Genomic DNA, 24904 nt, shown 5'->3' with positions numbered 1-24904 from the left:
CTGCCTACACGAGCTCCTTGCAGGCCGTATAAAGCGGCTCCCAGGCGCCGCCGCGTTTCTTCATGACGTTTTCGAGGTACTCGACGAACACCGCCTCGTCCTTCGAATCCTCCTTGACGACCGCGCCGAGCAGGCCCGCGGCGAGGTCGCGGTCGCTCACGCGGCCGTTGCCGAAATGGCCGGCGAGGGCCATTCCATTGCCGAGCACGGAGATGGCCTCGGCCGTGGAGAGGACGCCCGAAGGGCTCTTGAGCTTTTGCTTGCCATCGATCGTCTGGCCCCGCCGGAGTTCCTGGAAGACCTGCACCACGCGGCGCACGGCCTCTTCGGCCGGCGGCGCCGCCGGCAATTTCAAGCTCGATCCGATCTCGCGCACGCGACGCGCCACGATCGATACCTCGGTGTCGATGTCGCTCGGCACGGGGAGCACGACGATGTTGAAGCGGCGCTTCAAGGCGGCGCTCATGTCGTTGACGCCGCGGTCGCGCGTGTTCGCCGTGGCGATGACGTTGAAGCCACGCTTCGCTTGCACGTGGAAACCGAGCTCGGGCACGGCGAGGACTTTTTCGCTGAGGAGCGTGATCAACGCGTCCTGCACCTCCGAGGGGCAACGCGTGATCTCTTCGAATCGAACGAGCTTGCCGGCTTCGAGCGCGCGGTGAATGGGTGAGGGCACGAGCGCCTTCGGGCTCGGTCCTTCCGCGAGGAGGAGCGCGTAATTCCACGTGTAACGAATCTGCTCCTCGGTGGTGCCCGCCGTGCCCTGGACGAGGAGCTGCGAGTCATTGCAGATGGCCGCCGCGAGGTGCTCCGAGAGCCAGCTCTTCGCCGTGCCCGGCTCGCCGATGAGCAGGAGCGCGCGGTCGGTGGCGAGCGTGGCGATCGCGATCTCCACGATGCGCGGCGCGCCCACGTATTTCGGCGTGATATTCGTCTCGCCGACCTTGCCGCCCATGATGTAGAGGAGCACGGCCTTCGGCGAGAGCCGCCAGCCCGCGGGTTTTTCGAATTTGTCGGCCGCCGCGATGGCTTCGAGCTCGCTCGCGTACAGCCGCTCCGCCGGCTCGCGGAGCACGTCCGATTTCACAGAGCCCTCGCCGCCGTCCGCCTTCTGGGTGTCCTTCTTCGTCGCCATGTCTCGTCCCCGACCGTGCGTTCGATGAAAAATACGTGGGTTTGTCGTGTCAATCTTCCGCGGACGCCGGCGTCCGGGCTCGTTCGAGGAAGCGCAGGCACTCCTCGAACGGGGTCGCCTCGGCGCGCGCGAGGCGCTTTCGCTTTTGCTTCGCGTCGAGCCAGCTCCGGAGCATCGGGGCCAGGGCCGGATCGTCGTACGCGGTCATGATGTTGCAAGCGCGGCCATAATCGTAGCCGCCGCGCAGAGGCTCGAGCAGCCGCAAAAACGCGTGCAGGAGGCGCGGATCACGCTGCTTGCCGAGGTAGGCGAAGACGAGCAGGGCCTCCTCGCTCGACAATCCTTCCTCGCGCGAGATCGAGAGCGCATCGCCGAGCGCCTTCGGCGTGTTTGCGTTCGCGAGGAGCACGAGCGCGGGCATGCGCAGGTTCTTGTTGACGAGCATGGCGACCGCGAGATCCACCCAGCGCTCGTCCTTTCGGATCACCTGGATGGCCTCGGCCGATTCTCCGTTGCCCGGGGTGCCGTCTTCGTTCTCTTCGTATTCCTCGAAGTGGTTTTGGATACGCGCGAGGATACGCGTGGCGAGGTCCGCGCCATTCTTCTGCGCGAGCGCCCCGGTCTCGAAGAAACGTGCGAGGCGATCGTAGGCCTTCGCCGGGTCGAGCGCGATGACGCCGCGGACGAACTCGTCCTTCGTGGCCTCGGGCGCGTCGTAGAGCGACGGCATGAGCTCCTCCCAAGCGCCGGGGAACCCGATTCGCAGGAGCGCGCGCGCCGCGGCGTCACGCACTTCCTTGACCTTGTGGCCGCGGAACGTTTCGAGCACGAGGTTCGCCCCCTCGTCCGTGCCCCGCGCCGTGAGGAGGTCGACGAGATCGACGAGGTATTCGACCTGGTTGGTATGAGCTTTCTGCTCTTTCGCGGCCGCGTCCTTTTCCTCTTTCGTCGTGGCCTTCTTGATCCGGAAGTGGCCGAGGTCGCGGAGCTCGGGCGTGAAGAGCGCGATGATTCGCTCGTTCGCGCGCGGGTGCTTGCTCGCGGCGAGCGAGCTCTCGGCTGCCGAGCGCATCTCGGCCGTGCCCCCGAATGCGCGGAGGAGCACGTCGAGCGTCTGATCGCTCGGGGCCCCGGCGAGCGCATGCACGGCCGCCACGCGCACGTCCTTCGAACGATCCTTCTCCGCCAGCACGATCGCAATGGGCTCGGCGGCGAGGGGGTCGATCCGGCCGAGCTCGGCGATCGCCGCGGCGCGGATGTCGGGCACGCCCTTTTCGATGGCCTCGCGGAGCAGGTCCGTGGCCTTCGCCCCCTCGATCCGCGCAATGGCCCGGAGCACCCGCACGTCGAGCGCGCGGCCCTTTTCGAGGTCGAGGTGTCTTTGCAGGCTCGGCACGATCGCCTCGCCGAGCGCCGGCACGAGGTATTGCACGACCACCTCGGCGATGGTGCCGTCCGAGAGCGCCGGAATGACGAGCGGCAGGATGCGCAGGTCCCGCGCCGCGCCGCGGTCCGACATCGCGTAATCGCGGATGACCCGGGAGCGCTGCCGCGCATCCGGGGCGTTCGTCAGGGCGCCGACGAGCGTATTGAGCTCCGTGGGCGTGAGCGGCGTGCCGATCTTCCGGGCCGGCGGGAGCGGCGTGAGGTCGCCGCTCGCCTCGGGCAGGGCCGGCGTCGCCTGCGCTCCGCGCACCTGCGCCATGAGCGAGGCGAGCGCGAGGAGCTCGGAGGCCGCGGCCTTGCCGGTGGCATTCTGGAGTTTTTCGACTTGCTCCGTGACCTTGCCGAGCGCGGGCGCGCGCGCGGCGAGCGGGGCGAGCGTGTCCCGCGCGGCGGCGAGGTTCGGGTCTGTCCGGGCAATCTGCGCGCCGGCGAAGAGCCAGCGGTCGACGTCGCGGTCGAGCTGCTTGAGTGTATCCTTGGCCATCGTCGTGCTCCTCTTCGATCAGGCGCGGAGGCGCAGGTGCTCGTCGCCCACGAAGAGCGCGAGCGGATCGCCGTAGATGGCGCGCTTCAGGAGGTCGTAATGAAGGCGGACCGCGAGCGTCCCCGGGCCAAACGCCGCCGCCGCGTGGCGAAGCGCGTCCGTGCTCGGGAGCCGGCCGTCGTTCATGTTGCGAAGGACGAGCCGCATGCCCGCCTCGTCCTCGAGGACGAGCTCGCCCCCCACGTCGCCGAATTTCTTCGCTGCGACGAGAAACACCGCGTCGAGCGGGTGGAGCGGGTTCTTGAGCTGATTGCGCATCGCCCGCAGCACCGGGTCGAGCGGTTTTCCGTGGCGGTGCACGGCCTCGTAATCGGCCGCCTCGCGCGGCCGCTCGCGCACGACGCCCTCGACCTTTTCGTCCCAGCGGACGCGGCGATTGACGAGGTCGCCCGGATAGAGCGCGGCTTCGGCGATTTCGAGCGTGCCCATGCGCGAGGCGCGGAGCTTCGTGAAAGGCAGGGTGTGGAACGGGAGCGAGGTCACCTCGCAGACGACCGAGCCATCGTCGAGGTCCACCAAAAAGCCGATCGCCGTGGCGAACTCGGTGATCTCGTCGTCGGATCGCTCGTGCGCGAGCTCGAGGAACTTGCGATTCTTGACCCAGTAGCCCGCTTCCCGGAGCTCGGGCAATCGCCACGCTTTGCCGAGGATCGATTCGAGCTGCGCGTCGGCCTCGCTCTGCGTCGTGCCCTCCTCGACGAATTTCCCTTCGAGCGCCTTTTTCCCACGACGAACCGTGGTGTAGAGCTGCGTGAGCGTGAACGCGATACGCGCCTCCTGCGCCTCGCCGAGGCCCCGCGCCACGTCCCGCACGCCGGGCGCGTCGTCGTCGTCCTCGTCGCCGAGCCATTCGCCGGACACGTACGACGCGAGGCGCGTGAGCACGCCGGCCGTGCGCTTCATGTCGGCGTCGGCCATGCGCTTCGCCTGGTGCTCGATCGCCTCGATGCTCTTTCCGGAGAGGCCGCCGAGGCCGCCCGCGACGAGGTCGACGAGGAACGTCTCCAGGGTATCGAGGGCGTCGCTCTGCTCCTTGGCCTTCTTGGCTTGCGCGGTCTTGTTGACGCGCGGGGCGGCGGCGGCCGGCTTCTTTTCGGCGGCGGCGGCCTTCTGGGCGGCCTGCTTTTCGCGTTTCTGGACGAGGTCCTTCGGCGGCTCTTCGACGGGGAAGAGCGCGCCTTTTTGCGCATAAGCGAGCAGGAGCGCGAGCCCGTGCTTGCAAGGGAAGAGGCGCGAAGGGCAGGTGCAGCGGACGGTGGGTTTGTCCGCCCCGGTCGCGAGGTCCACGGAGACCGCATAAGGCGAGCTGCCAGAGCCGTCGCAGTGGCCGAAGGCGAGGGTCCCATCGTCGTTCTTGGCGAGCTTCTTCAGCGCGCCTTTCCGCAAGAGCGACTTCGCGTCGAGGAGCGCCTTCTCGTTCGGCGCCCACTCGGCGATCGATTGCTCGGTGACGACCACAGCCATGCATCGGACCGTACCAGAAGGACGCCGACGTGGGGAGGGGGAGTTTGGAGAGGTGTGACAGGAAAAGTCCGGGCCAGGACGAACCGGTTCAGGGGGCGCAACGCGGGGGAACATCCTCATGCGCGGGGTCGTCTCCGGCGGGCTTTCCGGCGAGGATCGTGGCGAGCAGGCCGCTCGAAAAGGCGCGCTCCTCGCAGAGGTCGAACGGCATTCCGAAGCGGCCGGCGCGGCACTGGAGGCGGGCGCGCGCGGCGCAGGGGGTTTTGCCGAGGAAGTCGGCGTGGCCGTCGCTGTCGAGGACGTGGGCCGCGTCCTGCTTGTTGAGAAAATGAATCGAGGCGGTCGGGCCCTCGCTCGTGGGGCGCTGAAAGAGGAGCGTGCCGTCGCCGAAGCCCGTGACGAGCCACTTTCCGTCGGGCGTGAAGGCCAAGGCGAAGGGGCTGGTCGACGATTTGGGCATCGAGCGCGCCTTGCCGGTTTCGAGTTCCCAGATGCGCAAGCTGTTGCTGAGCCCTCCCACGGCGAGGAGCTTGCCGTCGGAGGAAAACACGACGTCCTCGACCATTTCGGATCGCCGCGCCTTGGGATCCTGGAAGGTTTGGCGGGGCTTGCCGGTCTCGACGTCCCAGAGCATCGCGGAGGTGTCCTGCGAGCCCGAGGCGAGGAGCTTGCCGTCCGGCGAGAATGCGACCGTCTCGACCAAGCCCGTATGCCCCCGCAGAATCCGCTCTTCCAGGCCCGAGGTGACGTTCCAGAGCCGTACGGTGTGGTCGTGCGAGCCGGAGGCGAGGAGCTTTCCATCGGGCGAGAACGCGAGGGCGCGTATGTTGCCGGTGTGCCCGGCGAATTCACGGATCGGTTCGTTCGTCGCGAGGGGAATGACGCGAATCGTCTTGCCCACGTCGACCGCGACGCGCGAGCCATCGGGCGACATGGCGAACGAGGAGGCCGCTGCGGGCAAAGTTTCCTCGCGGACGATCTGGCCCGTCTCGATGTTCCACACGCGTACGGTTTTTCCACCCGCGCCGAGGAGCTTGCCATCTCTCGAAAAACCGATCTCGCCCTCGTCGTCGGGAAGGGTGAGGGTGCTCCGCAAGGTGCCCTTTTCGAGATCGAGGAGGCGCACCGTCGCATCCCAGGGCCGCACGGCGAGGGTTTTTCCGTCGGCCGTGACGGACAGGGAGCTGATGCCCGCATCTTGCAAAGCGATCTTCATTTGCTCGGCGCCGCTGTTCACGTCGACCACGCACAGCGGGCCGCCGTCGCATCCGCCGGCGATGCGCTGGCCGTCCGGCGAGAATGCGAACCCGGTCATGAAGAACTTGTCGCCGATCTTGGTCCGGACCGTGCCGTTCTTCGCGTCCCACACGGAGACGCCATTCGTGTTTCCCGTGGCGATGAGCGATCCGTCGTGCGAGACGGCGAGGTCCCAGGCGGGGTCGTCCGCGCCGAGCGAAAACGAGGTCTCCTGGGCGCCGGTGCGCGTGTTCCAGAGTCTCACGTCGCCGCTCATGGCGTCGGACGTGGCGAGGTGCTTTCCATCGCGCGAGAACGCGAGGTGACCTGCGTTTCCTTTGTGCCCCGCGAGGGTCACGGACACGCGACGTTTGTTGATGTCCCAGAGGCGGACCTTCTCGTCGGCGCAGGGAATGGCGAGCATCTGCCCGTCCGGCGAGTAAGCGAGCCCGACGGGCGCCGCCGGCCCGAAAGGCAATCCGTCCTTCACGGGGATTCGTTCGATCTGCGCGAAATCGAGGAGGACGGCCTCGTCGTATTTCACGGCCGCGAGCCGCCCGAGATCGGGCGAAAAGGCACTCGTGTCCGCGACGGGGAGGTCGGCGAGCTCGCGCACGACGAGGCGCGAGGCGACATCGAGGACGAACCCCTTGGCGGAGGTCTTCACGCCGAGGAGCTTGCCGTCGCTCGACAAGGCGGCGTGGTCCTCCTGGCTCCAGGGCAAAAAGAGGTGGAGGTGCTCGCGGCCCGTCGCCGCGTTGAAGACGGACAGCTCGACGTCGCCGCCGCCCATGGCCTGCTCTTGCCGGAGGGCGAGATGACGGCCGTCGCTCGACCAACCCACCCATTCCCCGAAAACATCACGGTTTGGCAGGACGACCTTCGGCGTTTGTCGTTCGAGTCTGCCGAGCAGCGCGAAGGCGCGATCGAAGAGCCTCTGGGCCTCCGCGGCGTCGCCGAGCCTGCGCGTCACGAGGGCCGCGCCGAAGAGGGCCTGTCCATTCGGGTGTGCCGCGAAGGCGCCGAGGTATGCCTCGCGGGCGGCGCGGAGCGAAGCCTCGTCGCCCTTGGCCGCGAGCGCGTCGGCCTGCACGACGAGAGGAAGCGCCACCTTCGTGATGTTCGTCGCGTACAGGTCCTCGAGCCTCTTGCTGGCCTTCTGGGCCGCCGCGAAGGCCGCATCCGCGCGTTTTTTCGTGGCGTCGCTCGTGCCGGGCATCCGGAAGAGCTTGGTCAGGGTCTTGTACGCGAAGGTGAAATCGTAAAGCTCGACGGCGAGCTCGGCGCTCGTCGCCAGATCCTCGGCCAAAACCTCGGGAGTCGGCTCGGGGCAGAGCTCCCGCACGCGCGTCATGACGCGCGCGGCGCGGTCGAGCTTGCCTTTGCCCAGGAGCGCGGGGACCTTCTTTCGGAGCACGTCCGCGACCCCGCAAGGGCCCGCCGGGGCGGGCGGCGCCGCGGGGCTCGGAGCGGGTTTGGCCACGGGCGACGGCGGCGAGGGCGGGGGCTCGGGCGCGCCTCCACAGGCGAGGAGCCCGAGGAACGGCGCGGCAGAAAGGACCCCAAGGAAACAGCGCGAGCGGGCAAACATGCGTGGACGGTATCACGCCGGATCCGCGGCTCGCAATGCGGCTAGAGGGAGAGGCGCTCGCCCTCCGACAAGAGCACGTTCACGCGTTCGAGGTCGCGACGAAATTCGGTCCAGCGGGCCTCGCGCTGGGCGGGGTCGGTGAAGGGGACGTCGCGGAGATCGCGGAGCGCGGAGTCGGCGACGCGGCGGAGCGCGGCGAGGCTGAGGAGGCCGGCGAGGTGCGCGTCGAGCGCGTGGCCGATGTAGGTGTCATTGAAGGCGACGCCTTTCGCGCGCCACGCGGCGCGGCCCTCGGCATTCGTGTTCACGACGTCGTGAATGAACACGGCGCGCATGCCGCCGCCGGGGTGCTCCATCATGCGGGCGCCGGCGATGGCGTCGCCCTGGCCGCTGTCGCCGCAGAAGACGAACGTGTATTCGGGGAAGAGCTTGCGGTATTCGATGAAGCTCCCGTATTTCTTGTCGGCCATGAGGTCGTGCGTGGCGAGGTGGCCGAAATCGCCGGTGAGGACCTTGGCATAAGGGAGGCCGCGCGCCGTGAGGTGCTTGCGTGTGATCCCTTCGCCGAAGCCGGCGCGATCGCCGGGGCGGGCCGTCAAAAAGGTGAGGTCGCCGAGGCCGTCGTGCGGGGAGAAGGCGAGGTCGAGCTCGTTGTAAAAGGCGCGCACGCCGGGGTAGGGGCGGGGCTCTTTCGTGCGGGGATAACGGGTGTCTTTCCAGTTCGGGTACAGCGTGTCGTCGATGTCCGAAAGGACCTTCAAATCGGCGCGCGGCGCGGCGGCGATGCGGAAATGTTCGAGGAGCCGCTCGCGGAGGAGGTCGTCGTCGAGGTCGCGATAGAGGAGCTGCTGGAGGTCGCGGTGATCGCCGCTGTCGTCGATGGCGTTCTTCAGCGCGGTGAGCTCCGCGCCGCGCGTGCCGAGGAGGATCTTTCCGATCGCCGCTTCGTCGGCGCTGCCCGTGCGGCCCCGCTGGAGCGCGAAGACGAGCGCGGCGCGCGTGGGGATGGAGAGGTCGGAGAGCCGCTCCTCGCAGAGAAGGCGGAAGAGGGCCGTGCGGTTGTCCGGACCAACGATGCGGTCGTCGATGCCCGAGAAGAGCCGGTCGAGGGGCAGGCGCCCGAGGAGATGGTCGAGCTCGCGCGGGCGGGCGCCACGCAGGAGGTCGAGGATTCGCGCCTCCTCGGACCGGTCGGTGTGGCCCGCGAGGAGGCGCTCGATCGTCGCGATCTTCTCGTCGGCGGCGGTCTTGTCGAAGTCGTCCGGGACCATCGTAGGGAAAACGATAGAGCCCGGGCCGGACGGCCGTCAACGACCCGTCAAGCGGGGCCGCCCTCGCCCCCGGCCACACCCGAGAGGCGCGGATCTTTCGGGCCCTCCGTCGTTTCCACGAGGATGCCGTGTCGGGTCAGATACTCGACGCCGTTTTCGCCCGCATACCCCTCGGCCACCACGATGACCTTCGTGATGCCCGCGTGGTGGATGAGCTTGGCGCACAGGATGCACGGCTCGCCCGTGACGATGATCCACGCGCCCCGCGTGGCCACGCCGCTCGCGGCCGCGTTGCAGACGACGTTCATCTCGGCGTGGTGGCAGCCGATCTCCATGCGCGTGCCGCTCGGGATGTTCATGCTGTCCCGCAAGCACACGTCGCCCCCGCAGAGGTCGCCGCCGCCGCGGGGGCCGCCGTTGTAGCCGTCCATCAGGATGACGTTGCGGTCGGGGTCGAGCAGGAGGGCGCCGAACTTGCGGCGGGGGCAGTTCGACGCCTTGGCGAGGGCCAGGCATTGCTCGATCCGGATGCGCAGATGTTTCGCCTTCATGACGGGGACGTCTCGGCGAGGGTTTTACCCGGCTCGCTCGATCGGCGCAAGGACGATCCCGCGCGAAGCGATCCAGCGAGCCGGGCCCGGGAGGGGCGTCGTCGAAATGGGCGCGGCGCGCCTCAATTCGTGCATTCGATGTTCGAGAGCATGCCCGTGCCCGTGATCGTGTTGTCGCATTTCACGACGTTGCCCGTCGTGCCAGGGCCGATGTTGATGCCGAGGTTCGGGTTGTCGATGCCGTTCGCCGTGTTCTTCTCGAAGATGTTGTCGTTGCCCCAGCCCATCGTCGCCTGGCGCACGACGAAGCCGTCCTTCGGGCTCTTTTCGCCGACGTTCTCCGCGAAGAGGTACTTGCTGCCCGTGACGGCCACCCACGAGTCCTCCGAGCCGTCGGGCGTGAGGCCCTCGCCATTGAAGGTATTTCCGCGGACCTCGCCGCCCTGCGTGCCCTCCTTCAGGTCGACGTGCTCGGTCTTGATGCCGGGGCCGAACTTGTTCCAGAGGATCTTCGTGCCGTCGCAGGCGTCCGGCGTATTCGGATCCGGCCAGGCGCTGTCGTCGCTGCCCACGTAGACGCCCTCGGCCGAATCCGGCACGGCGAGGCCCGTGTTCGTGATCTCGCAATACTCGACCGTGTTGCGGCTGGCCCCATTGCGGAGCTGAATGGCGATCTCGCCGACGTCGTGCACGAAGAGATTCGAGAGGACGTTGTCGCTCGATCCGTCGACGTAGATGCCCTTGCGGCCGCCCGTGATCGTGATGCCCGAGACGACCCAGTAATTCACCTGGAGCAAGCGCAGGCCGGTGTTCGAAGGCATGGCGCTCGCGTCGAGGATCGCCTCGCGCGGGCCGCACACGACGATGGGTTTGTCCGCGGTGCCGCTCACCATCTCGAGGTCGAACGTATCGGCATAGGTGCCCGCCGCGAGGCGGATGAGCTGGCCGGGCGCGGCCTTGGAGAGCGCGTCTTTCAAGGCCGCCGCGTCGGCGACCTCGACCACGGCGTCATGCGGCCAGTCGCAAGGATCGGCCGGCGGGCCGCCGCCCATGCCACCCATGCCACCCATGCCGCCCATGCCGCCCATGCCACCCGCGCCGCCCGAGGCCCCGGCGGCGCCCGAGCCGCCCGTTCCGCTGGACCCGTCCCCACACGCGGAAACGACGGGGAGCGCGAGCAAGAGAGCGGTCAAGGAGATGACACCCGAGCCCGAAAGGAAGGAACGGAGCATCGACGAAGTACGCGAGTTTCTGGCAATCATGAAGGTTCTCCAACGAAGAGCTTACCTTCTGGCGTGGCAGGCGGGAACCATTTTGCATCGAGCAGAAGCGTGCTCGCGCGGAAGGCGCGCGGGCCATTGTCGGCCGTGATGCATTGGATCGTTTGGCGCTCCGGAAAGCGCGCGCCGGTCCGCGAGCGCATTCGGAGATGCGGGCCACAAGGCCGATCCTGGGCAGATTCCTGCACCACGGACGGACGTTTCGTATGTGCTCCAATGATTGCCCGCTTGACCCGGCCCGGGGGGCCATGCGTATTTTTTGATACATCATGCAGGAGCCGCCGCCCCCGAAGGTGCTCGTCGTGGACGACAGCGAGCAGAACCGCGCTCTGGCCGAGGAGACGCTGCGCGTCGAGGGCTACGACGTCGTGACCGCGACGACGGGAGAACACGCGCTCGAGGTGTTCGTCCGCGAAGCGCCCGATCTCGTGCTGCTCGATGTGCGTATGCCCGGGCTCGACGGGTTCGCCACGTGCACGCGGCTGCGCGCCCTGCCACGCGGGGACGAGACGCCCGTCGTGTTTTTGACGGCCCTCCGAGACCTCGAGACGTTCGATCGCGCGAGCCGCGCCGGCGCCGACGATTTTCTCACGAAGCCGGTGCGCCCCGCCGAGCTCGTGACGCGCGTGCAGACGCTCCTGCGCATCCGGCAGCTCAGCGCGGAGCTGCACGATCACTTCCGGGTGATCCGAAAGCAACGCGACGACCTCGTGCGGCTGCAGCTCCAGAAAGAGCAGCTCGTGTCGTTCGTCGTGCACGATCTGAAGAGCCCCGTGAGCTCGATCGAGCTGCACGCGCACCTGCTCGCGCGCGAGGCGTCGCTCTCCGCGGACGGGAAGGAGAGCGCGGCGTGGATCGTGCGCGAGGTGCAGACGATGAAGCGGCTCGTGATGAACCTGCTCGACATCGGAAAGGCCGACGACGGCAAGCTCGATCCGCGGCGGAGCTCCGTCGACGTCGGCGCCGTGGCGGTGGCCGTGGCGAACGCGGCCGGCGTGCGAGCCGCCGAGCGCGATCAGCGCCTCCTCGTGCAGGTGGCGAGCGGGCTGCCCGCGATCGAGGCCGACGTGGATCTCGTGCGCCGCGTGTTCGAGAACCTGGTCGACAACGCGCTCCGTTATGCGCCGCGCGGCGCGCCGGTCTCGATCGGCGTGTCGGCCGGCGAAGGGCCGTTCGTGGTCGTGCGCGTGGCCGATACGGGGCCGGGCATTCCGGAGTCGATGCACGAGCGGATCTTCGATCGTTACGTGCAGGTCGACGCACTTCCGGGGAGCGACACGCGCGCAGGCCGCGGGCTCGGGCTCGCGTTTTGTCGGCTCGCGGTGGAGGCGCACGGCGGGTCGATCTGGATCGATCCTGCCGCGCAAGGCACGGTTTTCTGCTTCAGGTTGCCCCATGGGCGTTGACGCGCGGCTCGCCCACGCGACCCGACGAAGCACGAGGCGCGGATCAGTAGGACCAGCCGAAGCGAAGCTCGAAGCGCGGGGACGCGTCGCGCGGGATGACGCCGACGAGCTCCAGCGTGGAGGGGACGGGGAGGAAGATCCGCCGCACCGCGCCCAGGAAAAACGCCGGGGAGGAGGCGCCGATGCCGAACCGCGCCGCGCCGATGTCGAGGGCCGAGCCGAAGCGATAGCCGCCGAGGAGGTAGACGGTTCCATTGAGGAGATACCGGCTCGTCGTGCTGAACCAGGCCGAGCCGAGGCGGAGGTCGACGCCGAACGGCAAGGCGATCTCGTCGCCGGCGCTTTGAACCTCGAGCGCCCCGGCGAGGGACCAGAAAAACGTGTGGGGTCCCGACATGGGGTAGTGGGCCACGCCGAGCCAGGCGCCGCCGAGGAAGCGTGTCTTCGGCGCGCCGAAGCTCGGGCCGAGCACGAGGCCGGCCGTGGGCAGGAGCGGAAAGCGGCGGCGCTTGAAGGTGCGCAGGTCGTCGACGTCGACGTCGGGTGCGTCGCCTCCGCGCGCCGGCGTGGTGATCGTGGTCAGCGCCGCGAGGGCGACGAGGAGGGAAGGCAAGGCAAGGGTCAATCTCATGCCCCCGATCATGGCACGGGCTGGTAGGCTGCGGACGCCCTCATGAAACTTCGTGCCTCTGGGATCGTTTCGGTCGTCGTCTGTTGTCTGCTCTCCGCCTGCGGCGGCGAGAGCGCGTCGTCCCCGCCGCCGGAAATGCCGCCGCCGAGCGGCGCCGCCGAGCAGGAGGAAGCGCCGCCCCCGCCGCCCGAGGCCGATCACGGGCCGGAGCCCGGCGAGAGCCCCGAAGCGAGCAAGGACGAGCCGAGCCCCAAGGCGCCGCCGGCATCCGCGGACAAACCCCAGGCGCCGGGAGGAGGGGCCGCCGCGGCGGCGTCGGACGTGCCGGGCGCGAACTTGTCGGTCGGGCAGCTCGAAGCGGACGGGCTCGTGGCGAAGGACATCCAGTGCAAGACCGAGGGCGGTGGAATGGCGCTGCTCGGGGCGGTGCTGGTGACGGCGTGGATGTCGCCGCAGAAGAAGGCGCTCGACGCCTGTGCGCCGGCCGGTACGGAGACGCGCGTGGTGTGGAAGGCGCGCGGCGGGAAGGTGACCGAGGTGCAGGCCGCGGGGAGCCCCAAGGTGAAGGCGTGCGTCGAGCGAGCGCTCTCCGGGGGAAAACCCGTGCTCGAAGGGCATTGCGCCGCGACGGTCGTGCACGGAAAATGAAGGGGAGGACGATAGAATGACCCGTCGCGCATTTTCCGTTGCGGTGTATCCGCGGTATGAAGGGCGAATTCTGCTGATTCGTCATCGGAGGCTCGGCATCTGGCTTCCGCCGGGCGGGGAGATGCTGCCGGACGAGACGCCGCTCGAAGCGGCCGCGCGCGAGCTACGGGAAGAGACGGGGCTCGTCGGTCGGTTTCCCGTGGTGAGCGACGTCGACGGGACGCCGGCGGGGTTCATCGGATACGAGGAGCATCCGGCCGGGAGCAAAGGGATTCACCTGAATTTCGTGTTCGTGGCCGACGTGGACACGGACGAGGTGCATCCGAACGACGAGTTCGAGGAGTGGCGCTGGGTAACGCATTTCGACGACGTCGGCGGCCCGCCGAACGTGGCCCAGCTCGGGAGGATCGCGCTCGCGGCGCGGGCGCGCGGGTGAAGGGCGCGCGGGGCGGCAGATCGTGCGCCCCGCGCGTCGGTTCAGCGAGCGTCAGTAGACGTACTTGATCCAGTCCTGCATCGCGCTCGGGCTGCAGCCGACCTTCAAGTGGCCTGCGCCGAGGCCGAGCGCCTTGACGATCTGCGCGCAGGAGCAGCCGGACGTGTCCTTGATCGTGAAATCGAAGTCGGGGCCGTTCGGCGCGCCGATCTGGAAGTCGAGGCCGCCGACCCAGATCGAGTGGTTCGGGTTCAGGCCGCCGGGCGCCGTGTCATACTTCGTGTAGGGGCACTCGTCGACGTTGTTGCAGACGCCGTCGTAATCGCTGTCGCCCGTGCAGTCGTACTCGCAGGCGTTGCCGACGCCGTCGTAATCCGCGTCCTTCTGGGCGGGGTTCGCCACGTACACGCAGTTGTCGCAGATGTCGCCGACCTTATCGTAATCGCCGTCCTCCTGGTAGGGGTTCGGCTTGTACTTGCAGTTGTCGCAGGCGTCGCCGACACCATCGTAATCGCCGTCGTACTGATCGGCGTTCGCGGTGTACTTGCAGTTGTCGCAGGCGTCGCCGACGCCGTCGTAATCGGCGTCCTCCTGGTAGGGGTTCGCCGTATACGGGCAATTGTCGCAGGCGTCGCCGACGCCGTCGTAATCGGCGTCCTTCTGGTCGGCGTTCGCGGTGTACGGGCAGTTGTCGCAGGCGTCGCCGACGCCGTCGTAATCGGCGTCCTTCTGGTCGGCGTTCGCGGTGTACTTGCAGTTGTCGCAAGCATCGCCGACGCCGTCGTGATCGGCGTCGTACTGGTCGGCGTTCGCGGTGTACGGGCAGTTGTCACACGCGTCGCCGATCTTGTCGTAATCGGCGTCGCTCTGATCGGCGTTCGCGACGTAGGGGCAGTTGTCGCAAGCGTTGCCGACCTTGTCGTAATCGGCGTCCTCCTGGTAGGGGTTCGCGACGTAGGGGCAGTTGTCGCAAGCGTTGCCGACCTTGTCGTAATCGGCGTCCTCCTGGTACTTGTTCGCCACGTAAGGACAGTTGTCGTAAGCATTGCACACGTAATCGTAGTCGGCGTCCACGCAATCCAGGCGGCCTTCGGCCGTCCCGAGCTCCTGCGCCTCGTCTTCGGGTTCGGGAGTCGCGGCATCCATGCAACCCACGGCGATGAACGTCGTCAAGACGGCAGCCAAGGAGTAGAAGGCACTCTTTCGTTTCATGCGAAACACACCCCTCTTTTCCTGCGAAATAGGCATGCAAGTGCGCTGCTCGTCCCGCTCCATGAGACGAACGCGCGGCGCAGGTTCGGTGACGGCAAACCCCTCCGTGTGCGGCATTCGTTCCCCACACGAGGGCCAGGCATCATCATGGCCCCTGACCTGCGTCGAATTCGTGCGGGTACTATTCCCCACGATGGGTCGAGCATCAAGGCGAATTCGGGAGGTGAAGGCGAGGCAGGGAGAGCCCTCTCGAGGGTGGGGTTTTCCGGACGAGAGCGCTGGGCGGTTCCCATCGCTTCGTCGAATCGAGAGGCGAGCAGGGAGGGGCGACCGCTCGGCCGTGGAGGCGGCGGTTCGTCACGAAAGTGGAATGCGTCCGCCGGCGCGGGGACCGCGTGATCGGTGAATCACTTGTTCACGAGGTCGATCCAATGCTGCATGACGCCGGGGGGACACCCGAATTTCTCGAGGCCCTTGCCATTGATGCCAAGCGCCTGGCGGATCTGCTTGCAGGAACAGCCTCGGGTCTCCTCGATCGAGAACGAGAAGTTGGAGGGGTCGCCGTTCCCCAGGTCGCCGACGTCGAACTCGTCTCCGTGCGTCCAGATCGAGTGATTCGGTTTCAGGCCGCCCGGCGCCGTATCCGCGACCGTTCCGGGGCAGCGGTCGCCGTTGTTGTCATCGCAGACGCCATCTTTATCCGGATCACTCGTGCAGCCGACGACGACGACAGCATCGCACGCGTCCCCCTTGCCGTCGCCGTCCGTGTCCACCTGACCAGGGTTCGGGTCCTTCGGGCAGTTGTCGCAGGCATCGCCGACGTCGTCGCCATCCTTGTCCGACTGATTGGCGTTCGCGACCGTGGGGCAGTTATCCTCTTCGTTACAGACACCGTCTTTGTCCGCGTCCGCGCAGAGGACGGCCTCACACGCGTCGCCGGCGCCGTCGCCGTCCGTGTCCACCTGTCCGGGGTTTGACGTCGTGGGACAGTTGTCGCAGGCATTGCCGACGCCGTCCTTGTCGCCGTCCGCCTGCCCGGCATTGGCGACGGTCGGGCAGTTGTCATCGATGTTGCAGACGCCGTCGTTGTCGGTGTCCGCGCAACCGGCGATGAGCTGTTCCTCCGCGGTCCCCTCGAGCTCGTCCTCGCGGCGCGAAGAATCCATGCAGCCGACGGCGACGAGCGTGGCGAAGAGAGCAGTCACGTAGTGGAAGCCATTGGTTCGTTTCATGTCGAGACCCACCCCTCTCGTTCGTACGGGAACGATCATGGTCGAGCCCGGCGCTTCGCTGCGCGAAGGCGTTCGCTCGACCCGCGAAATTGCCATTGCGCTGTTCCCCCCGATGCTCGTGGGCGGAACGCGCGACGCGTGGGGACGGTGGCGGCAGAACCCCCCCTCCGTGCGCGGTTTTCACGCTCTCACGAAGGCCGGGACAATCAGGAGCACCGCCCCCGCGTCGAATTCGTGCCCGCACTATTCAACACGGAGCGAAGGTCATCAAGGAGAAATCGGGAGGTCGAGGCGAGGAGGGAACGGGTTCCACGAATCGACGGATCAACCGGGCCCGAGGCGCAAAGCCGCGACGAACCCGCTCCGTCGGCGAAAAGCCGCGGTCGTCGGGAACGCCGACGGTTTTCCCATCGCTTTGGTGATTGTCTGGAGGATCGGGAGGAGGGCCCGCGATATGGAGCGGGATGTGGTCAATGGAGTGACCAGGCGAGCGCGCGGGGCATTGCAGCGATTACTTGTTCATGTGGAAAATCCAGTATTCCATCGTGGAGATGCTGCAGCCGTGGTCGATCATCCCCTGGCCGAGCCCGAGCGCTTGAATGATCTGCTCGCAGGAGCAGCCGCGCGTATCCTCGAGCGTGTAAATGCGCGGCGCCGGCTGGCCCTTCAGGCCGCCCGTGTCGAAGACGGGATCACCGTCGACGAGGGCATAGCGATTGTACCAGAGCGAGATGGCCGGTACGGATACCTCGGGGATGACCGTGAACTTGCAGAAGTCGTCCTGGTCGCAGATGTAATCCCGGTCCTTGTCGGCGCATGCGCACGCCGGGTCCGGGTCCTCCGGGCAAACGTCGTCGAGGTCGCAGATGCCGTCGGCGTCCACGTCCGAGCAAGGAGGCGGGGGCGGCGGGGGCGGAGGCGGGGGCGGGGGCGGAGGCGGCGGCGGCGGCGGCGGCGGAGGCGGAGGCGGCCGGGGCGGCGGCGGACGCGGTGGCGGTCGGGCGCGGGGACGCGGAGGCGCGCGCGGAGGCGGTCGCGGGCGCGGCGGCGGACGCGGACGCCGTGACGGAGGCGGTCGGGGCAGCCGCGGGCTCCTCCGTGGTGGGGGCGGCGCTCGTGGTGGCGGCCGCAGCGGCGGCGCTCGGCGGCGGCGACGCGGGCGTGGCGGAGGGCGTCGGGAGCGCGGTCGGGGCCGGGTCGTCCTGGCAGGCGGCGAGGGCGAGGAGCAGGGCGGAGGTGGCGAGGAGCGGGCGCTTCGGCATGTCGATCGTCTCGGCTTGTAGCAAAGGACTGGAGGGGCGTCGTCGAGATCTTTCGGCGGCGCGGACCCCGGGGGAACGGCGCTGGGGCTCCGGAGGTTACATGCGATACGAGGGGGGCATTCCGCGCGGCGGAAGCTCGACGAGAGGAGCCTGACGGCCTTCTCGTGGGCTGTGGTCGTGGCCTCGATTGGGGAGCGCACGATTTCTGCGTGAGCCGTTTTCCTTCGCTCGGGCGTCCTTGGGTTTGGCGCGTAAACACGCGTATCGGTCGGGCGGATCGCCCTGGTTCACGAGGAGAATGGAAAATGATGGCGAAGAGGCAGCTCTCTCTGGTGCTCGTGTCCACGATGGCTCTGCTGGGTATCGCGTGCGGGGGCGGGGAAGTACCGCAGGCCGAGACACCGCCGCCGCCCCCGCCGCCCGCCGAGACCACGACGCCGCCGCCTCCGGCCGAGGCCACGCCGCCCGCGACGACGGCCGCAGCGCCCGCCCCGACCCAGGCCGCCCCGGCCCCCGCGCCCGAGGCTGCCCCCGCACCGAAGCCCGGCAAGGAGCGAATCGTGGGGCAATGGCAGTTCGATTTCTCGGGCGAGCCGCGCGCCGCCGCCGAGGCCGACGCCAAGAAGAAGGCCGGCAAGGACGAGAAGAAATATGCCGCGCTGATGAAGGAGCTCGAAGACGCCGCCGCCGGCGAGTGGATCGAGTTCACCGCCGATTCGATGTACGTCTCGCACGTCACCGAGAAGGGTAAGGACAAGGTCATCCTCAAGGTGAAGTACGACGTCACGAAGGACGAAAACGGGACGATCGTAATGAAGCCCGCAGGCAAGGACGAGATCTCGAAGAAGGAGATGCCCAAGGATCTCGAGATCACCGTTACGCTGAAGGATGACAAGACGTTGGAGCTGAAAGATCCGAAGAAGAAGATGACGCTCGTCTTCAAGCGCAAGTCCTGATCCTGCTCCGGGGCACGCGCGGCTTGCGAAATGCTCCTCGCGCTTGCATGATCGTTCCTCCGGAAAACGGAAAACCCCCGCCCGACGGAGGGATCATGACGCCCGATACACACACGGCTGGTGAGCACCGCATCGAGCGCGAGGAGCCGGACCTTTTCGTCTATCGTTTCACGCGCGGAACGGCGACCGGCGCGCACGTCGGCGAGCTGAGCAAGCTCGAGAAACCCTTGTGGGACGAGTGCGCGCCGATCTACAACCTCGTCGTGCTCGGCGAGGAGCTCTCGATCGCGCCCGGCGCGATCACCGAGACGGCCAAGCTCTTCCGCGCTTCGCCCCCGCGCACCGCCGCCTACGTAGTGCGACGGTTCTTCCACCGCACGTCGATGGAGTTCCTCACGCGCATGATCCGCGCGTTCGGGGTGAACATGTACGGCAAGGTGTTCGACAACGAGGCGAGCGCGCGCGCATGGCTCGCCGAGCGGCGCAGGGGACGGGGCCGCAAGAGCGTGATGTGAGCGCGATCGGAGGGGGCGTTACTTCGTGTCGGGTTCGTCGCCGGCCGGGTCGCGGCTCTCGATGACGATCGTGCCGCGCTTCGTGGTGGGCTTGCGCGGCGGCGGGGAGGGGTTCGTGAGGGAAGCCAAGAGCTCGGGCGCGGGGGCACCGGCGATGGGCAGCACGATCTCCTTGGTCTCGACGCCGCGTTCGTAGGTGACACGGAGCTCGGGCGCGGTCGCGAGCGAGGTCCACGCGTCCCAGAGCTGCTCGGGGGTCTCGACGGTCTTGCCGTTGATGCGCGTGACGACGTCGTCCGGGCGGACGTCGAGCCCGGTCCACTCCTCCGGGATGGCCACGAGGCGCCAGCCGACGAATTTTCCATCGCGGAAGACCTCCTCGGGCCAGACGCGGCGGAGCAGCCACGGCAGGCCCATCGGCAGGACGGTCTTCAAGGCCTCCCGTTCGAGCTTGTCCGGGGCCTTCGCCGGGCCCTTGGCCGCGTCGGCCGACGCGGTCTTCGCCGTGGCCGTGGGCGCGGCCGGCGGAGGGGTCACCTCGCTCCCGCCGCCACAACCGAGCAGGGCCAGGGAGCCCAAGCCGAACAGATACGCGTCTCGCCGCAGCATGCGAGGACTATGGGAGAGCGGCGCGCCGCTTGCCAACAATCCGGAGGGGCCCGCGTCAGGCGGCCTCTTCCAGCGGCGGGCCGCCCGTGCGTGCGATCTGCTCGGGCCGCACCCGGCCGACGTCGAAGGCGCGGGCGGCGTCGAGCATGCGATCGAGGACGTCGTCCACGGCCATCTGCGCGCCCTTGCGGAAGCGGAGCGGGTTCAGCCGCGCGACGACGAAGGGCTTGAGGAAGGGGCTCTCGAAGCCGCGGGCCTTGAGCGCGGCGGCGATCTCGGTGACCCGGTCGTCGAGCTCGAGGAGCCTTTCGGCCTGCGCCTCGCGGTGGGTGAGCGCCTCGGCGAGCGGGAGGTCGAGGAAGGCGTCCGAGGCGCGGAGCAGGCCATGGTACGAGCCACCCGAGAAGCGCGGGCGGGCCTCGTAGCAGAGGCCGAGCGTGAGCAGCGCGGGCTCCTCGAACTCGAAGGAAAAATCCTTCTCGGCGCGGTCCGAGCCGGCGTCGGCGAGGGAGCGGGCCATGCGGATGACCTCGATCGCGCGTTCACGGACGTTGTGGGCCTTTTCGGTGTTGAGGGCGAGGATCTGGTAGGCGACGCGTTCGTCCGGCACGACGAGGGCGACGAGGGCGCGGCCGCCGAGGCGCTTCATGGCCTCGAGGCGGTGGCGGCCGTTCGGGGTCCAGTAGCGGCCGTCCGGACGGCGGAAGGCGATGATCGGGTCGAGGAAGGTGCCGATCTTGTCGATGACGTCGGCGAGCTTTTTCGCGTGGGCCTCGGAGAGGTCGCGCTGGAACGGCGTGGGCTCGACGCGGTCGAGCGGCAGGCCCGCGAGGACGGTGGGGTGGGCGCCGAGCGGGTCGCGGTAGATGGCGAGGACCGAGCCGCCATCCTCCTGGATGGCATGCGCGAGGCTCTCGACCTCGGGCGGGACCGGGCCGGCGAGCAGGACGCCGGCGGGCAAGCCGCGTGATCCCTCGGCGGGGGTTTTCTTGCGGCGGGCGCGTTTCACCGGCGGCGCGGAGGCCTCGGCCGGCGGCGCGGCGGCGTCGGCCGTCGCGGGCGCTTTTTTGGGGCGGGGTGCGGCGCGTTTGGTCGTGGCCATGCACCACGTTCGTTCGGCGCGGCGTTCGTCCCGGCAACTGGATCCTCGAAGATCCGCCCCACGATCTGCGGCGGACGGCGTAGCATCGCCGCCGGTGGAGTCGTCCGTGTCGTTTCCGATCCTGCTCTCGCTGCGCGTCGCGAGCCTCGCGCTCCTCTTCGTGGGGCCGATCGGGCTCGCGGTCGCGCTGCTTCAGGCGCGGTGCCGGTACAGGTTGCGTGGGCTCGTCGATGCGCTCGTGCTCTTGCCGCTCGTCTTGCCGCCTTCGGTCGTCGGGTATTGCCTCGTCGTGGTGTTCGGCCGGCGGGGGCTCGTCGGGCGGATGCTGGAGGAGGGGCTCGGCCTCAGGCTCGTGTTTTCGCCGGCGGGCGCGGCGCTCGCGTCCGCGGTCGTGGCGCTGCCGATCCTCGTGAAGACGGCGCAACCGTCGATCGAGGCGGTGCCGGCTGCGCTCGAGGACGTGGCGCGGACGCTCGGGCTCCGGCCGTGGGAGGTCGTCTTTCGCGTGACGCTCCCGCTCGCGTGGCGCGGGGTGCTCGCGGCGCTCGTGCTCGGCTTCGCGCGGGCGATCGGCGAGTTCGGCGCGACGTTGATGCTCGCGGGCAACATCCCGGGCCGCACGAACACGATGCCGGTGGAGATCTTCTCGGCGTTCCAGGAAGGCGACGACGCGCGGGCCGGGCTCTACGTGGTGGTGCTCTCGGTGATCTCGATCGTGGTGGTGCTCGTGGCGGGCTTGCTCGGGCCGCGGGAAGGGCGGTCCGCGGCGTGAGCGGTGCGCCGGCCCTGGAGGTCGATCTCGAGGTCACGGTGGGGCGCGGCGCGGCGGCGTTCTCCGTCGCGTCGCGGTTCTCGCTCCCTTCGGGCGTGCTCGTCCTGTTCGGCTCGTCCGGCGCCGGCAAGACCGTGACCCTGCGCGCGATCGCCGGCCTCTTGCGGCCGACGCGTGGCTCGGTGCGGCTCGCGGGGGAGGCCTTGTTCGACTGGATGCGTGGCGTCGACGTGCCGGCCGAGAGGCGGCGGATCGGGTACGTGCCGCAGGATCAGGCGCTCTTTCCGCACCTCGACGTGCTCGGCAACGTGGTGTTCGGCCTGCCCCGGGCCGAGCGCAAGAAGCCCGGGGCCGCGACGCTCGCGCTGCTCGACGAGCTCGGGCTCACGGCGCTCCGTGATGCGCGCGTCGGCTCGCTCTCCGGCGGCGAGCGGCAGCGGGTGGCGCTCGCGCGGGCGCTCGCCGCGGAGCCGAGGCTGCTCCTGCTCGACGAGCCGCTCTCCGCGCTGGATCGGCCGTCGCGGCTCGCCATCGGTCGTTCGCTCCGGGAGGCGCTCGCGCGGCGTTCGCTGCCGGCGGTGCTCGTGACGCACGACGCGGAGGAGGCGGCGGCGTTCGGGGACGTGTTCGTTCGATTCGAGCGCGGAAAACCGGCCCGGGAGTTGCCGCGGGAGGTCGTGCTCGGTGAAAAAGGTCCATGTCCGCATTGCGGCAAGCCGTGATCGGCGAGCACACAGCGACGATCGAGCCCCCCGATCTCCTCATCCTCTCCTTCCGCGGCGTGATCCGCGCTCCCCACGTCGAGGCCTACGCCGCGCTGCGCGCCGAGCTGCTCGCCGATCAGCGTTATCTCCTCACGCTCGCGGATCTGCGCCGCGTCGAGGGCGTCGAGCCCGCGTGCCGCCGCAGCATCGCGACCATCCGGGACGAACGAGCGCAGGCGACCGCGTTCGTCGGCGGCAGCTTCCGCTTCCGGGTCGTCGCGGAGCTCATCGCCAACGCGGCGCGCGTCTTCGCGCGCAGGAAGCTCGCCTTCCAGTTCTTCCCCGACGAAGCGTCCGCCCGCGCCTGGCTCGCCGAGATGCGCCGGACGCTCCGTGGTGCGTGAGCGGGCCGGGGTGGACAGAACGTTCGGGCGTCCCTACCTGCCGCGTCGCGGCATCTGTCCGTAGACACCGGCCGGCCTCCGCGGTACCCGTCTGCCGGCAACAGTAACCCCAGGGAGCCTTCTCGGATGAAGCCAATCCACCGTGCAGCCGTCATCGGCGCCGGGGTCATGGGCAGCGGAATCGCCGCCCACCTCGCGAATGCCGGGATCCACGTGGTCCTGCTCGACATGGTCCCGCCGAACCTCGGCGACGCTCAGAAGAACGACCGCACGGCCCGCAACGCGTGGGCCCAGGGCGGGCTCGACAAGGCCGTCAAGGCCCGTCCCGCCGCGTTCTTCCACCCGTCCTTCGCCCGCCTCGTCGAGGTCGGCAACGTGGAGGACGATCTTTCGCGTGTGAAAGATTGCGACCTCGTGATCGAGGCGATCATCGAGAAGCTCGAGCCGAAGCAGAGCCTCTTCGCGCGCCTCGAAGCGCTGGTCAAGCCGGGCGCGATCGTCGCGTCGAACACCTCGGGCCTGCGCATCGCGGAGATGATGGCGGGCCGGGGCGAGGCGTTCCGGAAGAACTTCCTCGTCATGCACTTCTTCAACCCGGTCCGCTACATGAAGCTCCTCGAGCTCGTGGCCGGGCCCGACACGGATCCGGCCGTCTTCGAGCGCGTGCGCCGCTTCGGCGAGGACGTGCTCGGCAAGGGCATCGTCGTCGGCAAGGACACGCCGAACTTCGTGGGCAACCGCATCGGCGTGCACGCGATGCTGGCGACGCTCCAGGGCATGGTCGAGATGGGCCTCGAGCCCGAGGATGTCGACGCGATCACGGGCCCCGCGATGGGCCACCCGAAGAGCGCGACCTTCCGGACCGCCGATCTCGTCGGTGTGGACACGTTCGTGCACGTCGCCGACAACTGCTACGCGTCGCTGACCGAGGACGAGGACCGCGAGGTCTTCAAGGTCCCGGCCTTCGCCCGCGGCATGATCGAGAAGAAGATCCTCGGCGACAAGACGAAGGGCGGCTTCTACAAGAAGGGCAAGGACGGGCAGATCCAGACGCTCGACGTCAACACGCTCGAGTACCGGGCGAAGGGCGGCGACGAGGCGATCCGCAAGGCGACGAAGTCGATCGAGAAGATCGGCTCGCCGGAGGAGCGCGTGCGCAAGCTCGTCGCGGATCAGGGCAAGGCTGGCGCGTTCGCGTGGAAGGTGCTCTCGAAGTCGCTCGCCTACGCGGCGCGGCGGATCGGCGAGATCACGGACGACGTGACCGCGGTCGATGACGCGATGAAGTGGGGCTACAACTGGGAGCTCGGGCCCTTCGAGACCTGGGACGCGCTCGGCTTCGTCGCGACGGCGGAGCGCATGAAGAAGGACGGCATCGCGCTGCCGGAGTCGATCGAGAAGATGATCGCCTCGGGCGCGACGAGCTTCTACCAGGGCGACGAGGTGTACGACCTCGTGAAGGGCGCCTTCGTGAAGCGCGCGATCGATCCGCGGAACGCGACGTTCTCGATCCTGAAGAAGGGCGAGGCGCCGGTGCTCAAGAACGACGGCGCCGAGGCGTGGGATCTCGGCGACGGCATCCTCGGCCTCACCTTCAAGACGAAGGCGAACAGCATCGACGCGGACGTGATCTCGATGCTCTCGCTCGCGGCCGCGAAGGCCGAGGAGGACTTCCGCGGGCTCGTGATCTCGAACGACGGTGATCACTTCTGCGTCGGCGCGAACCTCTTCCTCGTCGTGATGGCGGCCGGCCAGAAGGACTGGGAGTCGATCCGCGCGATGGTGAAGAACTACCAGTACGCGACGCAGCGGCTGAAGTACGCGCGCGTGCCGGTGGTCGCGGCGCCGTGGGGCATGACGCTCGGCGGCGGCCTCGAGCTCTGCTTCGGCGCGGGCGCGGTGCAGGCGGCGGCCGAGACCTACGCGGGTCTCGTCGAGGTCGGCGTGGGCCTGATCCCGGGCGGCGCGGGCACCCTGAACATGCTGTGGCGCGCGCTCGAAGGCATCCCCGAGGGCGCGAGCATCAACACGCAGGAGATCGTGACGCAGGTCTTCAAGAACATCGCGCTCGCGAAGGTCGCGACGAGCGCGGACGAGGCGAAGGCGCTCGGCTTCTTCCGCAAGACGGACGGCGTCTCGTTCGACAAGGCGCGCCTCGTGACCGAGGCGAAGGCGAAGGCGATCGGCCTTTCCGAGTCGGGCTACCACCCGCCGGCGCCGAAGGCGTACCGGCTGCCGGGCGAGAGCGGCATCGCGACGCTCCGGATGATGGTCGACACGCTCGTCGCCGGCGGCTACGCCACCGAGCACGACGCCAAGATCGCGGGCAAGCTCGCGGTCGTGCTCTGCGGCGGCGCGAGCGGCAACGCGCACGACGTGACCGAGGACGAGATCCTCGAGCTCGAGCGCGAGGCCTTCGTGAGCCTGTGCGGCGAAGAGAAGAGCCAGGCGCGCATGCAGTCCATCCTGATGACCAACAAACCCCTGCGGAACTAGG

The 24904-nt window shown here is 68.6% G+C and carries 22 protein-coding genes and 1 pseudogene; 10 read left to right on the top strand and 13 right to left on the bottom strand.

Going from position 1 to position 24904, the window contains the following annotated elements:
• Window positions 1–4 precede the first annotated feature (4 nt).
• The 7 genes from QHF84_RS27885 to QHF84_RS27855 form a co-directional block, all read right to left on the bottom strand.
• A complete protein-coding gene (locus QHF84_RS27885) occupies window positions 5–1135 on the bottom strand; it encodes an AAA family ATPase (protein ID WP_281316486.1) in 1131 nt (376 codons plus the stop codon).
• Between the two features lie 49 nt (window positions 1136–1184).
• Window positions 1185–3065: a HEAT repeat domain-containing protein gene (locus tag QHF84_RS27880; RefSeq protein WP_281316485.1), complete on the bottom strand. Its 1881-nt coding sequence runs from the start codon at window positions 3063–3065 to the stop codon at window positions 1185–1187.
• An 18-nt stretch (window positions 3066–3083) separates the two neighbouring features.
• Entirely contained in the window at window positions 3084–4589 is a 1506-nt protein-coding gene (locus QHF84_RS27875; RefSeq protein WP_281316484.1) for an SWIM zinc finger family protein, read from the bottom strand.
• A gap of 88 nt (window positions 4590–4677) precedes the next feature.
• Entirely contained in the window at window positions 4678–7416 is a 2739-nt protein-coding gene (locus tag QHF84_RS27870) for a WD40 repeat domain-containing protein (protein WP_281316483.1), read from the bottom strand.
• Window positions 7417–7457: 41 nt separating this feature from the next.
• On the bottom strand, window positions 7458–8687 hold the full coding sequence (locus QHF84_RS27865) for a phosphatase domain-containing protein (protein ID WP_281316482.1): 1230 nt from the start codon (window positions 8685–8687) through the stop codon (window positions 7458–7460).
• A 47-nt stretch (window positions 8688–8734) separates the two neighbouring features.
• Window positions 8735–9238, bottom strand: a complete 504-nt coding sequence (locus QHF84_RS27860) for a deaminase (protein WP_281316481.1) — start codon at window positions 9236–9238, stop codon at window positions 8735–8737.
• A 122-nt stretch (window positions 9239–9360) separates the two neighbouring features.
• Window positions 9361–10470, bottom strand: a complete 1110-nt coding sequence (locus QHF84_RS27855; protein WP_281316480.1) for a right-handed parallel beta-helix repeat-containing protein — start codon at window positions 10468–10470, stop codon at window positions 9361–9363.
• 317 nt (window positions 10471–10787) lie between these two features.
• Between QHF84_RS27855 and QHF84_RS27850 the strand changes: the two genes are divergently transcribed.
• Complete coding sequence (locus QHF84_RS27850) at window positions 10788–11924, top strand: hybrid sensor histidine kinase/response regulator (protein ID WP_281316479.1); 1137 nt, start codon at window positions 10788–10790, stop codon at window positions 11922–11924.
• Between the two features lie 43 nt (window positions 11925–11967).
• Here the strand turns inward: QHF84_RS27850 and QHF84_RS27845 are convergent, their stop codons facing one another.
• Window positions 11968–12555, bottom strand: a complete 588-nt coding sequence (locus QHF84_RS27845; protein WP_281316478.1) for a hypothetical protein — start codon at window positions 12553–12555, stop codon at window positions 11968–11970.
• A 42-nt stretch (window positions 12556–12597) separates the two neighbouring features.
• Here QHF84_RS27845 and QHF84_RS27840 point away from each other — a divergent pair, with 42 nt between their 5' ends.
• On the top strand, window positions 12598–13203 hold the full coding sequence (locus QHF84_RS27840; protein ID WP_281316477.1) for a hypothetical protein: 606 nt from the start codon (window positions 12598–12600) through the stop codon (window positions 13201–13203).
• Window positions 13204–13219: 16 nt separating this feature from the next.
• Window positions 13220–13639, top strand: a complete 420-nt coding sequence (locus QHF84_RS27835) for an NUDIX domain-containing protein (RefSeq protein WP_281316476.1) — start codon at window positions 13220–13222, stop codon at window positions 13637–13639.
• A gap of 51 nt (window positions 13640–13690) precedes the next feature.
• Here QHF84_RS27835 and QHF84_RS27830 read toward each other — a convergent pair whose 3' ends face one another.
• The 3 genes and pseudogenes from QHF84_RS27830 to QHF84_RS27820 form a co-directional block, all read right to left on the bottom strand.
• On the bottom strand, window positions 13691–14851 hold the full coding sequence (locus QHF84_RS27830; RefSeq protein WP_281316475.1) for a thrombospondin type 3 repeat-containing protein: 1161 nt from the start codon (window positions 14849–14851) through the stop codon (window positions 13691–13693).
• Window positions 14852–15651: 800 nt separating this feature from the next.
• A pseudogene (locus QHF84_RS50280) lies at window positions 15652–15948 on the bottom strand (thrombospondin type 3 repeat-containing protein); the annotation flags it as partial.
• Window positions 15949–16594: 646 nt separating this feature from the next.
• Window positions 16595–16966 carry a hypothetical protein gene (locus tag QHF84_RS27820; RefSeq protein ID WP_281316473.1) on the bottom strand — a complete coding sequence of 124 codons (372 nt, stop codon included), beginning with the start codon at window positions 16964–16966 and terminating at the stop codon, window positions 16595–16597.
• Between the two features lie 107 nt (window positions 16967–17073).
• Here QHF84_RS27820 and QHF84_RS27815 point away from each other — a divergent pair, with 107 nt between their 5' ends.
• The 3 genes from QHF84_RS27815 to QHF84_RS27805 all read left to right on the top strand — a co-directional run bounded on the left by QHF84_RS27815 (window position 17074) and on the right by QHF84_RS27805 (window position 18816).
• Window positions 17074–17499: a hypothetical protein gene (locus QHF84_RS27815; protein WP_281316472.1), complete on the top strand. Its 426-nt coding sequence runs from the start codon at window positions 17074–17076 to the stop codon at window positions 17497–17499.
• Between the two features lie 151 nt (window positions 17500–17650).
• Entirely contained in the window at window positions 17651–18301 is a 651-nt protein-coding gene (locus QHF84_RS27810; RefSeq protein ID WP_281316471.1) for a hypothetical protein, read from the top strand.
• A 47-nt stretch (window positions 18302–18348) separates the two neighbouring features.
• Complete coding sequence (locus QHF84_RS27805; RefSeq protein ID WP_281316470.1) at window positions 18349–18816, top strand: hypothetical protein; 468 nt, start codon at window positions 18349–18351, stop codon at window positions 18814–18816.
• Window positions 18817–18834: 18 nt separating this feature from the next.
• On the opposite strand, the gene QHF84_RS27800 is transcribed toward QHF84_RS27805, so the two are convergent.
• Window positions 18835–19425, bottom strand: a complete 591-nt coding sequence (locus QHF84_RS27800; protein WP_281316469.1) for a serine protease — start codon at window positions 19423–19425, stop codon at window positions 18835–18837.
• Window positions 19426–19480: 55 nt separating this feature from the next.
• Window positions 19481–20527: a ParB N-terminal domain-containing protein gene (locus tag QHF84_RS27795; protein ID WP_281316468.1), complete on the bottom strand. Its 1047-nt coding sequence runs from the start codon at window positions 20525–20527 to the stop codon at window positions 19481–19483.
• A 106-nt stretch (window positions 20528–20633) separates the two neighbouring features.
• Between QHF84_RS27795 and modB the strand changes: the two genes are divergently transcribed.
• From modB to QHF84_RS27775, 4 genes are all read left to right on the top strand, one after another.
• Entirely contained in the window at window positions 20634–21299 is a 666-nt protein-coding gene (gene modB / locus QHF84_RS27790; protein WP_281316467.1) for a molybdate ABC transporter permease subunit, read from the top strand.
• The gene (locus QHF84_RS27785) at window positions 21296–22021 is read left to right on the top strand and encodes an ATP-binding cassette domain-containing protein (RefSeq protein ID WP_281316466.1); all 726 of its coding nucleotides are present in this window, start codon (window positions 21296–21298) and stop codon (window positions 22019–22021) included. The genes modB and QHF84_RS27785 overlap by 4 nt, the downstream gene beginning before the upstream one ends.
• A complete protein-coding gene (locus tag QHF84_RS27780) occupies window positions 21997–22407 on the top strand; it encodes a hypothetical protein (protein WP_281316465.1) in 411 nt (136 codons plus the stop codon). Before QHF84_RS27785 ends, QHF84_RS27780 begins: the two co-directional genes overlap by 25 nt.
• Before the next feature lie 126 nt (window positions 22408–22533).
• Window positions 22534–24903 (top strand): 3-hydroxyacyl-CoA dehydrogenase/enoyl-CoA hydratase family protein, encoded by a 2370-nt coding sequence (locus QHF84_RS27775; protein WP_281316464.1) that lies wholly within the window; start codon window positions 22534–22536, stop codon window positions 24901–24903.
• Window position 24904: the final 1 nt, after the last annotated feature.

The organism is Polyangium sp. y55x31 (assembly GCF_029946505.1).
Taxonomy (GTDB): Bacteria; Myxococcota_A; Polyangia; order Polyangiales; family Polyangiaceae; genus Polyangium.
The sequence above is the reverse complement of the archived record's forward strand: the minus strand, read 5'-3'. Positions and strand labels throughout refer to the sequence as shown.

Coding starts and splice junctions, on each gene's coding strand:
- QHF84_RS27885 (WP_281316486.1), bottom strand. CDS start 1,135: ATGGCGACGAAGAAGGACACCCAGAAGGCGGACGGCGGCGAGGGCTCT.
- QHF84_RS27880 (WP_281316485.1), bottom strand. CDS start 3,065: ATGGCCAAGGATACACTCAAGCAGCTCGACCGCGACGTCGACCGCTGG.
- QHF84_RS27875 (WP_281316484.1), bottom strand. CDS start 4,589: ATGGCTGTGGTCGTCACCGAGCAATCGATCGCCGAGTGGGCGCCGAAC.
- QHF84_RS27870 (WP_281316483.1), bottom strand. CDS start 7,416: ATGTTTGCCCGCTCGCGCTGTTTCCTTGGGGTCCTTTCTGCCGCGCCG.
- QHF84_RS27865 (WP_281316482.1), bottom strand. CDS start 8,687: ATGGTCCCGGACGACTTCGACAAGACCGCCGCCGACGAGAAGATCGCG.
- QHF84_RS27860 (WP_281316481.1), bottom strand. CDS start 9,238: ATGAAGGCGAAACATCTGCGCATCCGGATCGAGCAATGCCTGGCCCTC.
- QHF84_RS27855 (WP_281316480.1), bottom strand. CDS start 10,470: ATGCTCCGTTCCTTCCTTTCGGGCTCGGGTGTCATCTCCTTGACCGCT.
- QHF84_RS27850 (WP_281316479.1), top strand. CDS start 10,788: ATGCAGGAGCCGCCGCCCCCGAAGGTGCTCGTCGTGGACGACAGCGAG.
- QHF84_RS27845 (WP_281316478.1), bottom strand. CDS start 12,555: ATGAGATTGACCCTTGCCTTGCCTTCCCTCCTCGTCGCCCTCGCGGCG.
- QHF84_RS27840 (WP_281316477.1), top strand. CDS start 12,598: ATGAAACTTCGTGCCTCTGGGATCGTTTCGGTCGTCGTCTGTTGTCTG.
- QHF84_RS27835 (WP_281316476.1), top strand. CDS start 13,220: ATGACCCGTCGCGCATTTTCCGTTGCGGTGTATCCGCGGTATGAAGGG.
- QHF84_RS27830 (WP_281316475.1), bottom strand. CDS start 14,851: ATGAAACGAAAGAGTGCCTTCTACTCCTTGGCTGCCGTCTTGACGACG.
- QHF84_RS27810 (WP_281316471.1), top strand. CDS start 17,651: ATGATGGCGAAGAGGCAGCTCTCTCTGGTGCTCGTGTCCACGATGGCT.
- QHF84_RS27805 (WP_281316470.1), top strand. CDS start 18,349: ATGATCGTTCCTCCGGAAAACGGAAAACCCCCGCCCGACGGAGGGATC.
- QHF84_RS27800 (WP_281316469.1), bottom strand. CDS start 19,425: ATGCTGCGGCGAGACGCGTATCTGTTCGGCTTGGGCTCCCTGGCCCTG.
- QHF84_RS27795 (WP_281316468.1), bottom strand. CDS start 20,527: ATGGCCACGACCAAACGCGCCGCACCCCGCCCCAAAAAAGCGCCCGCG.
- QHF84_RS27780 (WP_281316465.1), top strand. CDS start 21,997: ATGTCCGCATTGCGGCAAGCCGTGATCGGCGAGCACACAGCGACGATC.
- QHF84_RS27775 (WP_281316464.1), top strand. CDS start 22,534: ATGAAGCCAATCCACCGTGCAGCCGTCATCGGCGCCGGGGTCATGGGC.